This is a genomic window from Adlercreutzia equolifaciens (assembly GCF_029076695.1).
Classification (GTDB): domain Bacteria; phylum Actinomycetota; class Coriobacteriia; order Coriobacteriales; family Eggerthellaceae; genus Adlercreutzia; species Adlercreutzia equolifaciens_A.
In genome coordinates, this window is record NZ_JARFIK010000214.1 from 1 (window position 1) to 325 (window position 325).

Here is a 325-nt window from a genome sequence, read left to right on the forward strand (position 1 = left end):
GAAACTTCGGATGTCCATGGAACGCTATTTTCCGGGAAGACGGCTGATCCTTATTCTAGGAGTATTTAAGGACAAGGAATATGAAAAGATCGCATCGATTCTTTGCCCGCTGGCACAGCAGGTTTATACAGTTGATCTTCCGAATGTGGAGCGTACACTGCCGGCAGAAAAGCTTGCAGAGTGTGCAAAAAAATACTGTCGGCAGACAGCGGCGGCAGGAAGAATAGAGGATGCCGTGGAAAAAGCGATGAAAGCAGCAGAAAGAGCAGGACAGAGGACGGCAGACAGTGAAGCTTCAGCAGCAGACGGAGAGCCGGTGATCCTG

At 50.2% G+C, this 325-nt stretch carries 1 protein-coding gene; it reads left to right on the forward strand.

The window, feature by feature from the left end:
* Nucleotides 1-16: 16 nt before the first annotated feature.
* A partial coding sequence (locus tag PZH32_RS12110; RefSeq protein WP_428994045.1) for a glutamate ligase domain-containing protein occupies nt 17-325 on the forward strand: 309 nt, incomplete at its 3' end.